Origin of the sequence: Actinoalloteichus spitiensis RMV-1378, assembly GCF_000239155.1 — a bacterium.
Classification (GTDB): Bacteria; Actinomycetota; Actinomycetes; order Mycobacteriales; family Pseudonocardiaceae; genus Actinoalloteichus_B; species Actinoalloteichus_B spitiensis.
In genome coordinates this window covers 1-12018 of the sequence record NZ_AGVX02000003.1, presented here as the reverse complement: position 1 = coordinate 12018, position 12018 = coordinate 1, and the positions used below count along the sequence as shown (strand labels likewise).

Genomic DNA, 12018 nt, shown 5'->3' with positions numbered 1-12018 from the left:
CTCCGCCGGGCTCGCCACCGGCTCCGCACCGGGGAGCCCGGCGGAGCTGGTGGCGCCGCGCTGGTGACCCCCGGCGGCCCGGACCCGGTGACCCGGTCGGCCGGACTCCCTCACACCTCGTGGCGGACGCCCGGCGAGGCCAGCTCGGTGGGACCGCCGAAGGCGCGGGCGGCCTCGGCGGCGACCGCCGGTGCCTCCTCCCAGGGGGCGACGTGGGTCACCAGCAACCGGCGCGCCCCCGCCCGCCTCGCGAGTTCCCCGGCCTGCCGGCCCGACAGGTGCAGGCCGGGTGGAGTGCCCGGCCGGTCCGGCCAGGTGGCCTCGGCGAGCAGCAGGTCGGCCTGCTCGGCCAGCCGCCGGACGGTCGGACCGCCGCCCGTGTCCCCCGTGTAGGCGAGGACCCGGTCCCCGTGCCGGACGCGGAACCCGAACGCCGGGCAGGCGTGCGGCACGGGGAACGCGTTGATCTCCAGGTCGCCGATCCGGGCCGGGGTCCCGGCGAGGTCGTCGAGGTCGCGGAAGTCGAGGACGTCGGTGAGGTCCGTGGTCGCGGCCTCCTCGGGTTCGGCCGCGTAGAGGCTGGCGAGCCGTCGCGCCGCGCCGCGCGGCGCGTAGACCGGCAGCCGCCGGGCCGCACGGGACGGGCGGGGCTGGTAGCGCAGGGAGACGACCAGGGCGGCCATGTCCGCGCAGTGGTCGGCGTGCAGGTGGGAGAGCAGGACCGCGTCCAGGTCGATCGGGTCGACGTGACCGGTCAACGGACCGTAGGTGCCGTTGCCCAGGTCGAGGGCGACACGGGTCCGCCCGGTCGTCACCAGGTAACCGGAGGCGGGCGAGGTGGGTGAGGGGACACTGCCGGCGCAGCCGAGGACCGTCAACAACATGCCGCCAGCCTGCCGGAACCCGGTCGGCGTGGCGTCCGGAACCGGACGTGGCCGTCGCGGGTGCCCCCCGGTCCCGGTCGTCCAGGGGCGGCGGTGGTCCTGGAGGGCCGTCGACGGGCGGCGGTGTTCAGGCGGTCGGGGCGGGAACCGCCGATCCGGCGCCCGCGAAGTGCGGGCCGAGGAACCGGCGGGCCAGTCGGGCGAAGGGTTCCGCCGGGCCGGTGGCGGAGTAGGACCGGACAGCGGTGTCCGCCAGCTCCGAGGGGCGGAGGAGGTCCCGTTCGGTGAGCACCCGGACGACGTCCTTCGCCGTCTCCTCCGCGCTGGACACCAGGGTGACCTCCGGCCCCATCGCGATCTGGATGACGCCGGTGAGCAGCGGGTAGTGGGTGCAGCCGAGCACCACGGTGTCGACGTCGGCGGCCTGGAGGGGTTCCAGGTAGCCCTGCGCCAGGCCGAGGACCTGCCGGCCGGAGGTGACCCCCCGCTCGACGAAGTCAACGAACCGGGGGCAGGCCGCGCTGGTCACGGCGACCCTCGGGTTCGCGGCGAAGGCGTCCGGGTAGGCCCGGGACCGCACCGTCGCCTCGGTGCCGATCACCCCCACCCGGCCTGACCTGGTGGCGGCGACGGCACGGCGGACGGCGGGGACGACCACCTCCACCACCGGAACCGGATAGCGTTCCCGCGCGTCGCGCAGGCAGGCCGCCGAGGCACTGTTGCAGGCGATGACCAGCAGCTTCACCCCCTGGTCGACCAGGGTGTCGGCGACGGAGAGCGCGTTCTCCCTGATCTCCTCGATCCGCAGCGGACCGTAGGGGCCGTTGGCGGTGTCACCGACGTAGCGGACGTGCTCGGCGGGCAGCTGGTCGGTGATGGCCCGGGCGACGGTGAGACCGCCCACGCCCGAGTCGAAGATCCCGATGGGCGCGTGCGGGTCGGTGATCTCCCGCCACCCCCGGTCACCGGGCGGTCGGGTCGTCACGGGGAACCGCCGTGGATCCTCGGGCGGGCCGCGCCGGCGCCGTTCCGGCTGTTCGCCCTGGCCACCAGCCAGGCGGCCAACAGTCCACCGAGGGCCCCGAAGAGGTGGCCCTGCCAGGAGATCCCCGGCGTGGTGGGCAGCACGCCCCACAGCATTCCGCCCCAGACGAAGAAGAGCACCAGGGACACGAGCACCTGGCCGAGCGCCCGGTTCAGGATCCCCCGGACCAGCAGGAACGCCAACCAGCCGAAGATGAGGCCGGACGCGCCGACGTGGGCCGTCCCCACGCCGCCCGTGACCCAGGTGCCGAGCCCACCCACGAGCCAGATCACGCCGGTGACGGCCGCGAACTGGCCGAAGCCGCCGGACATCGCCAGGAACGCCAACACCAGCACCGGCACGGTGTTCCCGAGGAGGTGCGGCCAGCTGCCGTGCAGCAGCGGCGCCCACAGCACCCCGTCCAGCCCGGCGAGCGACAGCGGGAGGATGCCGTGCCGCACGAGGCCGCCCCCGGTGAGGCTGTTGACGAGCTGCACCACGTAGAGGAGCGCGACGAACGCGCCGACCACGACGGCGGCCTGTCGGGGGTTGGGCGGCAGCACGCGTTTCGCGGGCGGGCGGGGAGAGCTCACCACAGGATCCACACCTCGAGGGTACGCACCGGACCGACGTCTCCCATCCGGGACAACCCGGGGAGCACCCTGGTTCCGGGGCTGCCCCGGCTGTTGAACCGCCCCTCGGCCGGTGGCCGTCACCAGGCGGTACCGCCGGCCGGCCTGCCGGGGAGGAACCGCCGCGCGTGCCGCCGACGCCCGATGGACACCGGGCAGGGGGCAAGCCGTGTGCCGCTCGCGATCCTTCCGTCATGATCAGCCGTTAGGCTCAGCCGGGTTGACAGGGCTGGTTGACCGCGCGGGGGCGGAGGGTCTTGGGCGTGACGGAAACAACGACGTGCGAGGTGGCGGTGGCCGCCCAGGCGGTGCTGGGTGCCGCTCCGAGTTGGGACGCGAGCGCCGACTCGCTGCTCTGGGTCGACTCCTTCAGCCAGGAGGTGCACCGGTACCAGCCGGCGAGGGACCAGGACGACGTCCTGTCCGTGCCGCAGATCGTCAGCGCGGCCCGCCCCCGGTCCCGGGGCGGCATCGTCACGAACCTGCGGGACGGGGTCGCGTTGATCGACACCGACAACACCCGCACCTGGCTCGTGTACTGGGCCAGGGACGGGGTGCGTGGCGGCGAGGCGGCGGTGGACCCCTCGGGGCGGCTCTGGGCGACCACGACCCGCTCGGACGGCGGCGGCACCGACGGCTGGCTGGTCAGCGTCGAACCGGACGGGGCCGCGCGGGTCGCCCTGCACGGGGTCGGCCTCGGGGCTGGTCTCGGCTGGAGCCCGGACTGGCGGCTCATGTACTTCGTGGACGCCACCACTCGCCGGATCGACGTCTTCGACTTCGACGCGTCCACCGGCGCGGTGGAGAACCGCCGCGAGTTCCGCGCGTTCGGCAGGTCCGAGGGGCTCCCCGGCGGGATCGCGGTGGACGCCGAGGGCTGTGTCTGGGTGACGATGTTCGGTGCCGGTTCGGTGCGGCGCCACACACCGGAGGGCGCGTGCGACCGGGAGTTCCGCCTGCCGGTGAGCCGGCCCACGGCCTGCGCGTTCGGCGGTGTCGGGTTCACCGACCTCTACGTGACCTCGGCCCGGCACGGGCTCGGCGAACAGCAGCTGGCCGAGGAGCCGGCGGCGGGGTCGTTGCTGGTGCTGCCCGGGGTGGGGTCCGGGCAACCGTCGACGGTGTTCCCCGGCTGACCCGGTACCGGTCTCCGGTCGGCGCCGTTCCGGCGAGGGGACGGTGGGGAACCGGCAGCGCCAAGCCTGGTCGATCCCCGTCGACCGGCGCCCCAGGGTCGTGGCCCGGCGTGCGGCCCGGCCGCTCCCTGGCCCGGTCATCGCCTCGGCCGGCACGCCGAAGAGCCGAGTCGGTCCGAGGCCCCCGTGCTCCCCAGGGTGTCGCGGGGCAATCGCGGACACGGACGCGTCAACGAGCGAGGTGAAGGGCTCGTCGACGCCGCCGGGACCCGCCCCGGGGGAACTGATCGGGGTCCGGCCCGGGGGCCACGAGGACGCCTCACCCGCACCGCCCGATCGCCACGGGCGGTCCGCTTTCCGCGTGGTGCCGGCCAGGACCACCACCGCGCCGAGCGGCTGGCGTCCGAATGGCGCCGCGTCGGCGACCGAGGAGCAGCGGACGGTCACGCCCAGAGCTGGGTGTCCAGTCGTTGGGCGGCGTCGGTCAGGTCGCCGCTGTAGGCACCGGTGGACAGGTACTTCCACCCGCCGTCGGCCACCACGAACGCCACGTCCCCGGACTCGCCCGCACCGGCGATCTTCTCGGCCACGCCGAGCGCGGCGTGCAGGACGGCGCCCGTGGAGATACCGGCGAAGATGCCCTCCTCGGTCAGCAGCTGCCGGGTGCGGCGGAGCGCGTCGTACGAGCCCACGGAGTAGCGCCCGGTGAGCACCTCGGGGTCGTAGAGTTCGGGGACGAAGCCCTCGTCGAGGTTGCGCAGGCCGTAGACCAGCTCGCCGTAGCGGGGTTCGGCGGCGACGACCTGGACGCCGGGGCGGTGTTCCCGCAGGTAGCGGCCCACGCCGACCAGTGTCCCCGTGGTGCCGAGCCCACCGACGAAATGGGTGATCTCCGGCAGGTCGCGCAGGATCTCCGGCCCCGTCGTGGAGTAGTGGGCCTCCGCGTTCGCCGGGTTCCCGTACTGGTAGAGCATGACCCAGTCCGGGTGTTCCTCGGCGAGTTCCCTGGCCACCGCGACGGCCTGGTTCGAGCCGCCCGCGGCCGGGGAGAACCTGATCTCCGCGCCGTAGGCGGTCAGCAGTTGCCGACGCTCCACCGAGGTGTTCTCCGGCATGACGCAGATGATCCGGTAGCCCCGGAGACGAGCGGCCATCGCCAGCGCGATCCCGGTGTTTCCCGAGGTGGGCTCCAGGATCGTCGCGCCGGGCGTGAGCCGACCGTCCCGCTCGGCCGCCTCCAGCATGGCGAGGGCCGGCCGGTCCTTGATGGACCCCGTCGGGTTGCGGTCCTCCAGCTTCGCCCACAGCCGGACGTCCTCGCTGGGTGAGAGGCGGGCGAGCCGCACCAGCGGCGTGTCGCCCAACGCGTCGAGCAGGGAGTCGTATCTGGCCACGGACTGCTCCTTCGTGGGTTCGCCCCGGGAGGGACGCGGCGGCCGGCGGGAGCGGGCCCGGTCAGCCGCCGGCGACCGCGGGAAGGATGGTGACGTTGTCGCCGTCCTTGACCTCGGCGTCCAGCCCGCCCGAGAACCGCACGTCCTCGTCGTTGACGTAGACGTTGATGAACCGGTGCAGCGCGTCCTCCTTCACCAACCGGGCCTTCAGGCCGGCGTGCCGGGTCTCCAGGTCGTCGATGACCTGCCCGAGGGTGCCGCCGCTGGCCTCGACGGACTTCTCACCACTGGTGTGCGTGCGCAGGATGGTGGGGATCGAGACCTTGACTGCCATGGTGGTACCTCCTGGTCGGTGCCGTGTTCGGGGAGGGGACGCGGATCCGCGGGGCGTCCGGCCGGGTCCGGTCAGTCGGCGTCGGGTACGTCGTCCGCTCCCGTGTGGGAGAACATGTACGACTCGACGACGTCGACCGGCTCCTCGGTGACCACGCCGTCGACGATGCGGTAGGAGCGCACTTCGACGTCGTGGGCGTCCCGAGTGGACACCAGCACGTAGTGCGCGTCCGGTTCGGACGCGAAGGACACGTCGGTCCGCGACGGGTAGGCCTCGGTCGCGGTGTGCGAGTGGTAGATGACGACGGGGACCTCGCCGGCCTCGTCCATCGCCCGCCACACCCGGAGCTGTTCCATCGAGTCGAACCGGTAGAAGGTGGGCGAACGTTCCGCGTTGACCATCTCCACGAGGCGCTCGGGACGGTCCGAGCCTTCCGGCCCCGCGATGACGCCGCACGCCTCGTCGGGGTGGTCCCGGCGGGCGTGGGCCACCATCGCGTCCACGAGGTCGCGTCGGATCACCAGCACAGGGTCAATCCTACGGCCGCTGTCGAGGCGATCCCAGATCGTGGGCAGCGGACCGGCGGCCGGTGGCTGATCGTCGCACGGTCGCCTCGGCACCCAGTTTCCGCAGCTCGCCGGCCAGGCCGGGGAACACCGTGGTCACCAGGAGCCCCCGCACGAAGACCAGCCAGGTGACCGCGACGGCGTCCGGGCGGCCCCGGCGTGCCCTGGCTGCCACCCGGAGGTCGTCCCGGCGGGCCAACCGCAGTTGCGCGTGCCCGAGCACGGCGATCCAGTCGGGCACCTCCGCCGGGTCGATCCGCACTTCGGAGAAGCTCCCCACCGCCAGCACGCGCCGGGCGGCGGCCAACACCTCGGCCCGCAGCGCGGCCCGCCGTTCGTCCCCGAACCGGGCCTCCACCACCGGGTCCGGGTGGACGGCGGGGAACAGCCGGTACTCCAGGTCCTGGTCGTCGCGGTGCTGCCACCACCGCCGAGCGGGAGCGGACGGCGGCCGGGGCGCCGCGAGTTCGGTGGCCAGTTCCACCACGAGGTGCCGCAGCACCTCGGCGGTGTCCTCGGACATCGTCAGGACCACCCGGCCCTCGCGCAGGGCCGCCACCGCGTGCTCACCCGCCATCCGCGCGGGAACCGGTGGGGTCATCGCGGGAGTGCTCACCGTCCGGCCTCCTGGAACAGGGTCGGCGACAGCCCGAGGAACTGGAGGCGGGCGGCGATCGCCTCGGCCTCCCCGACGTCCTCGGCGGTGGCGACCTCAGCGGATCCGAGCCCTCGGACCGCGAGGGTGCGGCGCAACGCCTCGTCGGCGCTGACGTGGAGGGTCAGCATCAGCGCCGAGGCAACGGTGGCGATGTCGTTCCTGGCGTCGTCGCGAAGCAGCACGGACCACTTGGCCCCTGGTGCGTTCATGATCGGATCATCGGTCGGGCGCCACGGAGTGTTAGCGGCCTCGACGGTGAACTTCCGCCATCAGCAGGAGGGGACGCCGTCGGTTGCTCCGGATGTCCCAGTGGTTCCGCGCCCGGTGTCAACGAGTCCCCCGGGGTCCGCCGGCGGCCGGTGAGGTGGCGGGCTCCGCCAGCCCGGCCTCAGCCGAGGGCCGAGGGGTAGAGCTCCCGGTAGCTGGGCACCGCGCCTCCCGGCGCGGCGGCCAGCACCGCGTGGACGACGGCGCGGGCGACGGTGTCCGCCGCGGCCTGCGCGATCTCCTCCACCAGGGCGGTGCGCGCCGGACCGGTGGGCAGCGGCGTGCCTCCGGTCGCCAGGCTGAAGAGGGTGTCCCCGTCGAACACCGAGTGCGCGGGACGCACCGTCCTGGCGATGCCGTCGTGGGCGACGGCCGCCACCCGGCCGCACTCCGCGCGGGTCAGGTCCGCGTCCGTGGCGACGGCGCCGATCAGGGTGTTCAGGGAGCGGGCCGGCGCCCGCCGGGCGGCGGCGCGGCGGACCTCGTCCGCCGGCGGTGGTGCCAGGCCGAACTCGCCGGGGAAGCCGAGGGGCCAGCCGAACGGGAGGCCGGTGGCCGGGTCGACCACCTCACCAGCCGGGTTCACCGCCGTCAGCGCCCCCACCGTCCACCCCTCGGGCAGCACGGCGCTGGCGGTGCCGACGCCGCCCCGCAGCGAGCCGGCGGCCGCGCCGGCACCGGCGCCGACCGACCCGGTGGCCGGTGGTTCCCCCCTGGCGTTCTCGCAGGCGCGGTGGCCGAACTCGGCGTCGGGGACCCGTCCCCAGGCTGCCTCCTCCAGGTCGAAGAGCACGGCGGCCGGCACGATGGGCACGATGTTGGGCACCGGCGCGCCGAGCGCTCCGCCGGTGCCCACCGGCTCCGGGCCCACCCGGAACCCGTGTCCCCGCGCGCCCAGCCAGCGCATCACCCCGTCGGCGGCGGCGAGCCCGTAGGCGCTGCCACCGGCCAGGCAGATCGCGTTGACGCGTTCCACCAGGCGGCCCGGTGCCAGCAGGTCGGTCTCGCGGGTTCCGGGCGCACCGCCCCGCACGTCCACGCCCGCGGTGACGCCCTCGGCGGTGAGCAGCACCGTGCAGCCGGTAGCCCAGCCGGCGTCGAGGCGCTGGTGGTGGCCGACCAGGATCCCGGGCACGTCGGTGATGGCGTTCCCGGGCCCCGGGGTTGGCGGCTCGGCGGTGCCGGCCACGGCCCCGGTCATGAGGTCAACGCCTCCACGAGCGTTTCCTGGACCACGGTGAGCCAGTGGTAGACGCCCAGGTGCGGGGCCCGGGGGTCGTCCTGCGGGACCTCGTCGGGACCGTCCTCCCTGATGTCCAGGGCGGTCCCGAGGGCGAGCCGCACGTCGTTCAGCGCGGCCAGCCAGGCGTCGGCCTGCTCGTCAGCCAGTTCGATGCGACCTCCGGACTCCGGGCAGGTGTCCAGCACCACCTGGGCCACCCCGGTCTTGTGCTCCAGCAGCTCGGGTTCGTGCACCGACCGCAGGGCCGCCGCCGAGTCGCTGTCCCGCTCGCTGAGCTCGCCGTCCTCCTCCTCGGCCCGGTGGAAGTCGGGCAGCAGCCGGCGGAGCACCGGGTCGTCGGGGGCGGTGGAGTGGCCGGTCCGGATCCCGGTGAGCTCGGCCAGCTCGTCCTTCGGACCGTCCTCGGCCCGCCCGGACAGCATCTCGTGGACCTGCCCCACCAGGCCGCGCAGCACGGCGGCCTCCTGCCTGGAGAAGTCGGTGACCAGGACCGTTCCCTGTCGGCTCCACCCGTTCATCGCGCTGTTCCGGCGCCTCCGCCGACGACAGCCGGCCGCGCCGATCCCCCTTCTCTTCCGTGCTTCAGTGGCTCTGGGAAGGCGGTAGGGCCGCCGCCGGTCGCCCGCCCGGCCGCCGCCCAGCCCGCCACCGGGGCTGCGCGGGAGGTGCGCCTGGACCGGTCGACGGGGCACCGCCGGAACCGGGGGTGGGTCAGGAGTCGCGTTGCATCGTGGCCCACAGGCCCGCGGCGTGCAGCTTCGCCACGTCGGCCTCCACCTTGTCCTTGCCCCCGGAGGAGACGACCGCCCTGCCCTTCTGGTGGACGTCCAGCATGAGCTTCGTCGCGTGGTCCCTGCTGTACCCGAACAGCTTCTGGAACACGTAGGTCACGTACGACATGAGGTTCACGGGGTCGTTCCAGACCACGGTCATCCACGGCCGGTCCTCGGAGCCGACCTCGCGACCCAACGGATCGACCTGGGTGCGCTCCAGCTCGACTGGGCTGTTCATGCCTCCATGGTGACATGAACCATTCGTCCGACCTGTCGCGCACCTCACCTCCCGGTGCGGCCGCGAGGCGAGCACGCCGGGGGACCCCCGACGTAGGCTCCTGCCCTATGTCGACCGGACTGCCCTCCGCGAGCACCGCGCTGTTCACCGACCGCTACGAGCTGACGATGCTCTCCGCATCGCTCGCCGACGGCACCGCCGCCCGGGACTGCGTGTTCGAGGTCTTCGCCAGGAACCTCCCGCTGGGCCGGCGGTACGGCGTGGTCGCCGGGCTGGGGCGACTGGTGGAGGCCCTGCGCGACTTCCGCTTCGGTGAGCGGGAACTGGGCTGGCTCTCCGACGGGGGCGTGGTGGACGAGGCGACCCTGTCGTGGCTGGCCGACTACCGGTTCAGCGGCGAGATCGACGCCTACCCCGAGGGTGAGCTGTACTTCCCGGGGTCGCCGATCATGACCGTGCGCGCCCCCTTCGGGGAGGGCGTGCTCCTGGAGACACTGGTGTTGTCGGTGCTCAACCACGACAGCGCGGTCGCCTCCGCCGCGGCCCGGATGGTGAGCGCCGCCAACGGGCGTCGGCTGATCGAGATGGGGTCGCGGCGCACGCACGAGGAGTCGGCGCTGGCGGCCAGTCGCGCCGCCTACCTCGCGGGCTTCCACTCGACCTCCAACCTGGAGTGCGGCCGCCGGTACGGGATACCCACGACCGGCACGTCGGCCCACGCGTTCACCCTGTTGCACGACGACGAGGCGGCCGCGTTCCGTTCCCAGCTCGCCGTGCTCGGCACGGGCACCACGCTGCTGGTCGACACCTACGACATCGCCCGGGGCATCGAGACCGCCGTGGCGGTCGCCGGCCCGGAACTCGGCGCGATCCGCATCGACTCGGGAGACGTCGGAGTGCTGGCCAGGCAGGCCAGGGAGCAACTGGACCGGCTGGGCGCGACCGGCACCAAGATCGTGGTCTCCGGGGACCTCGACGAGTACTCGATCGCGGGGCTGCGGGCGGAGCCGGTGGACGCCTACGGCGTGGGGACCTCCGTCGTGACCGGATCCGGGGCACCGGCGGCGGGCATGGTCTACAAGCTGGTGGAGGTGGCGGGCCGGCCGGTGGCGAAGCGGAGCGCGCACAAGGCGTCCCGGGGCGGCGGGAAGGCCGCGCTGCGCCGGCACCGGCCAACCGGGACCGCCACCGAGGAGGTCGTCTTCCCCGCCGCCGGACCGGTACCGGACCTCGGTCCGCACGACAGGCTGCTCCAGCGGCCGCTGTGGCGGGACGGCGCCCCCGTGGCGGACCTGCCCACGCTGGAGGACGGGCGGGAACGGCTGCGCAGGGCGTTGGTGAGCGTCCCCTGGGAGGGGCTGACCCTCTCCCGGGGAGAGCCCGCCATCCCGACCGTCTTCGCCTGACCGCGAACGAGCCAGCAGACCCGGGTGGAACCCCGCGACGGGTGGGAACCCCGTGGACGGGCGGAGAGAACGAGGTGAGGACATGACCAGCGCGCTGATCGTCGTCGACGTGCAGATCGACTTCTGCGAGGGTGGCTCGCTCGCCGTCGCCGGCGGGGCCTCGGTGGCGCGGGCGATCTCGGACCTGGTGCGTGGGGGCGACTACGACCACGTGGTGGCCACCCGCGACTACCACGTGGACCCGGGCGGCCACTTCAGCCGCGACCCCGACTTCGTCGACACCTGGCCGGTGCACTGCGTGGCGGGCACGGCGGGTGCCGCGTTCCACCCGGAACTGGACGTGAGCCGGATCGAGGCGGTGTTCTCCAAGGGCGCCTACGCGGCCGCCTACTCGGGGTTCGAGGGCACCACCGAGCAGGGCACGCCGCTGGCGGACTGGCTGCGCGGCCACCAGGTGGACCGGGTCGACGTGGTGGGCCTGGCCACCGGGCACTGCGTGCGGGCGACCGCCCTGGACGCCGTCGCCGCCGGGTTCCCGACCCGCGTGTTGTTGGGTCTCACGGCCGGGGTCTCCCCGGAGTCGGTCGCCCAGGCCAGGCGTGACCTCACCGCCGCCGGGGCGGAACTCGTGGGGGACCCGCTGACCGTGTGACTCCGCGTGAACGCCACCGGCCACGACCTGCTCGCTGGTGGTGGCCCCCGGGGTGTGCTCGTGGGCCGGACCACAGCACTACCGGGGGTCGAGCGGTCCCGGTTAGGCTGCGGCGACAGGCTTGTTCATGCCAGGGAGGTTTCCGTGTCCGTTGCCGCTTCACCGACGACCACGCCTCGTTACCGAGTGCTCGCCGACGTCGTGCCCGGAGCACTGGCGAGGGACATCGTCCTCGTGCTCGCCGCCGCCGGTCTGGTCGGGCTGACCGCCCAGGTCGTGCTCCCGGTTCCGGGCAGCCCGGTCCCGATCACCGGCCAGACCTTCGGTGTCCTGCTGGTGGGGTCCGCGCTGGGGTGGCGGCGCGCCGCGGCGGCGATGGGCGTGTACCTGGCGGTCGGCGCGCTGGGCGTGCCGTGGTTCCAGGGCGGCACCGCCTACCTGACCGGTGCGACGGTCGGCTACCTGCTGGGCATGCTGCTCGCGGGCGCCCTGGTGGGAGCCCTCGCGAGCCGGGGTGGCGACCGCACGGTGCTCCGCACGGTGGGGACGATGGCCCTGGGCAACCTGGTGATCTACGCGGTCGGCGTGCCGGGGCTCATGATCGCCGGTGGTCTGGGCCTGGGTGCCGCGCTGACCGTGGGCGTGGTCCCGTTCCTGGTGGGTGACGCGCTGAAGACCGCCCTGGCCGCCGGCGTGCTGCCCGGCGCCTGGTCGCTGGTGAACCGGGGCCGCAGGTCCTGACCCGGCACGGCACGGGTCTCCCGGGGGCCGCCGTCGCGATGTCGACGGCGGCCCCCGGCATGTTCGGCGC

General features: G+C 74.1%; 15 protein-coding genes. 4 read left to right on the top strand and 11 right to left on the bottom strand.

The genetic code is table 11. The features are described from left to right. Positions 1-110: 110 nt before the first annotated feature. The 3 genes from ACTIDRAF_RS0200275 to ACTIDRAF_RS0200265 form a co-directional block, all read right to left on the bottom strand. On the bottom strand, positions 111-884 hold the full coding sequence (locus ACTIDRAF_RS0200275) for an MBL fold metallo-hydrolase (RefSeq protein WP_016696697.1): 774 nt from the start codon (positions 882-884) through the stop codon (positions 111-113). A 127-nt stretch (positions 885-1011) separates the two neighbouring features. Then, the gene (gene murI, locus ACTIDRAF_RS26465; RefSeq protein ID WP_039785095.1) at positions 1012-1830 is read right to left on the bottom strand and encodes a glutamate racemase; all 819 of its coding nucleotides are present in this window, start codon (positions 1828-1830) and stop codon (positions 1012-1014) included. Positions 1831-1865: 35 nt separating this feature from the next. Beyond that, positions 1866-2504: a rhomboid family intramembrane serine protease gene (locus ACTIDRAF_RS0200265; protein ID WP_425359112.1), complete on the bottom strand. Its 639-nt coding sequence runs from the start codon at positions 2502-2504 to the stop codon at positions 1866-1868. 299 nt (positions 2505-2803) lie between these two features. Between ACTIDRAF_RS0200265 and ACTIDRAF_RS0200260 the strand changes: the two genes are divergently transcribed. Continuing rightward, positions 2804-3676 carry an SMP-30/gluconolactonase/LRE family protein gene (locus ACTIDRAF_RS0200260; protein WP_026065610.1) on the top strand — a complete coding sequence of 291 codons (873 nt, stop codon included), beginning with the start codon at positions 2804-2806 and terminating at the stop codon, positions 3674-3676. Positions 3677-4119: 443 nt separating this feature from the next. On the opposite strand, the gene ACTIDRAF_RS0200255 is transcribed toward ACTIDRAF_RS0200260, so the two are convergent. The 8 genes from ACTIDRAF_RS0200255 to clpS all read right to left on the bottom strand — a co-directional run bounded on the left by ACTIDRAF_RS0200255 (position 4120) and on the right by clpS (position 9149). Further along, positions 4120-5070 carry a PLP-dependent cysteine synthase family protein gene (locus tag ACTIDRAF_RS0200255; RefSeq protein ID WP_016696693.1) on the bottom strand — a complete coding sequence of 317 codons (951 nt, stop codon included), beginning with the start codon at positions 5068-5070 and terminating at the stop codon, positions 4120-4122. 61 nt (positions 5071-5131) lie between these two features. Then, entirely contained in the window at positions 5132-5404 is a 273-nt protein-coding gene (locus tag ACTIDRAF_RS0200250; protein WP_016696692.1) for a MoaD/ThiS family protein, read from the bottom strand. 71 nt (positions 5405-5475) lie between these two features. After that, positions 5476-5931, bottom strand: a complete 456-nt coding sequence (locus tag ACTIDRAF_RS0200245) for a Mov34/MPN/PAD-1 family protein (protein ID WP_016696691.1) — start codon at positions 5929-5931, stop codon at positions 5476-5478. A 10-nt stretch (positions 5932-5941) separates the two neighbouring features. Continuing rightward, complete coding sequence (locus ACTIDRAF_RS0200240) at positions 5942-6586, bottom strand: DUF2017 family protein (RefSeq protein WP_026065609.1); 645 nt, start codon at positions 6584-6586, stop codon at positions 5942-5944. Further along, positions 6583-6837, bottom strand: a complete 255-nt coding sequence (locus tag ACTIDRAF_RS0200235) for a hypothetical protein (protein WP_016696689.1) — start codon at positions 6835-6837, stop codon at positions 6583-6585. Before ACTIDRAF_RS0200235 ends, ACTIDRAF_RS0200240 begins: the two co-directional genes overlap by 4 nt. A 179-nt stretch (positions 6838-7016) precedes the next feature. Continuing rightward, positions 7017-8096 carry a P1 family peptidase gene (locus ACTIDRAF_RS0200230; protein WP_016696688.1) on the bottom strand — a complete coding sequence of 360 codons (1080 nt, stop codon included), beginning with the start codon at positions 8094-8096 and terminating at the stop codon, positions 7017-7019. Next, the gene (locus ACTIDRAF_RS0200225) at positions 8093-8656 is read right to left on the bottom strand and encodes a DUF2017 domain-containing protein (protein WP_016696687.1); all 564 of its coding nucleotides are present in this window, start codon (positions 8654-8656) and stop codon (positions 8093-8095) included. Before ACTIDRAF_RS0200225 ends, ACTIDRAF_RS0200230 begins: the two co-directional genes overlap by 4 nt. 193 nt (positions 8657-8849) lie before the next feature. Next, positions 8850-9149 carry an ATP-dependent Clp protease adapter ClpS gene (gene clpS / locus ACTIDRAF_RS0200220; protein ID WP_016696686.1) on the bottom strand — a complete coding sequence of 100 codons (300 nt, stop codon included), beginning with the start codon at positions 9147-9149 and terminating at the stop codon, positions 8850-8852. Positions 9150-9256: 107 nt separating this feature from the next. Here clpS and ACTIDRAF_RS0200215 point away from each other — a divergent pair, with 107 nt between their 5' ends. The 3 genes from ACTIDRAF_RS0200215 (at position 9257) to ACTIDRAF_RS0200205 (ending at position 11948) form a co-directional block, all read left to right on the top strand. Further along, positions 9257-10555, top strand: coding sequence for a nicotinate phosphoribosyltransferase (locus tag ACTIDRAF_RS0200215; protein ID WP_016696685.1), 1299 nt, complete (start codon positions 9257-9259; stop codon positions 10553-10555). A gap of 82 nt (positions 10556-10637) precedes the next feature. Then, positions 10638-11207 carry a nicotinamidase gene (locus ACTIDRAF_RS0200210; protein WP_016696684.1) on the top strand — a complete coding sequence of 190 codons (570 nt, stop codon included), beginning with the start codon at positions 10638-10640 and terminating at the stop codon, positions 11205-11207. Between the two features lie 144 nt (positions 11208-11351). Next, entirely contained in the window at positions 11352-11948 is a 597-nt protein-coding gene (locus ACTIDRAF_RS0200205; protein WP_039785094.1) for a biotin transporter BioY, read from the top strand. Positions 11949-12018 lie beyond the last annotated feature (70 nt).

What these genes read in the sequence shown, in the direction of transcription:
- ACTIDRAF_RS0200275 (WP_016696697.1), bottom strand. Translation starts at nt 884, where the DNA reads ATGTTGTTGACGGTCCTCGGCTGCGCCGGCAGTGTCCCCTCACCCACC.
- ACTIDRAF_RS0200250 (WP_016696692.1), bottom strand. Translation starts at nt 5,404, where the DNA reads ATGGCAGTCAAGGTCTCGATCCCCACCATCCTGCGCACGCACACCAGT.
- ACTIDRAF_RS0200235 (WP_016696689.1), bottom strand. Translation starts at nt 6,837, where the DNA reads ATGAACGCACCAGGGGCCAAGTGGTCCGTGCTGCTTCGCGACGACGCC.
- ACTIDRAF_RS0200230 (WP_016696688.1), bottom strand. Translation starts at nt 8,096, where the DNA reads ATGACCGGGGCCGTGGCCGGCACCGCCGAGCCGCCAACCCCGGGGCCC.
- ACTIDRAF_RS0200225 (WP_016696687.1), bottom strand. Translation starts at nt 8,656, where the DNA reads ATGAACGGGTGGAGCCGACAGGGAACGGTCCTGGTCACCGACTTCTCC.
- clpS (WP_016696686.1), bottom strand. Translation starts at nt 9,149, where the DNA reads ATGAACAGCCCAGTCGAGCTGGAGCGCACCCAGGTCGATCCGTTGGGT.
- ACTIDRAF_RS0200215 (WP_016696685.1), top strand. Translation starts at nt 9,257, where the DNA reads ATGTCGACCGGACTGCCCTCCGCGAGCACCGCGCTGTTCACCGACCGC.
- ACTIDRAF_RS0200210 (WP_016696684.1), top strand. Translation starts at nt 10,638, where the DNA reads ATGACCAGCGCGCTGATCGTCGTCGACGTGCAGATCGACTTCTGCGAG.